The organism is Telluria sp. AZSoR62 (genome assembly GCF_058111565.1).
On the sequence record NZ_JBYTST010000634.1, the window covers coordinates 1 to 234 of the forward strand.

The window sequence follows — 234 nt, forward strand, 5'->3', positions numbered from 1 at the left end:
CGGTGCCGATGCCGACCGTATCCTTGAGCTTCTGTTTCAGGCGCGGGTCCGAGACCAGTTTGGCGACGCCCTTCATGGACTTGACCAACTCGCCCTGTGTCTAGGGTCGAGGGGGCAGCGTCTTGAGCGCCTTCAGAGCGACGTCGGCCACCTGACATGCCAGGCCCTCGCGCAGCGCGGGCAGTACCTGGCTGCGCGCCGCAGGGTCGCCATCCTCCTCGGATTGCGGTTCGG

At 66.7% G+C, this 234-nt stretch carries 1 pseudogene; it reads right to left on the reverse strand.

Features of this window, described 5'->3' with window-relative positions:
• Positions 1 to 234: pseudogene (locus tag AC3XQU_RS24990) on the reverse strand (DNA topoisomerase III); the annotation flags it as partial.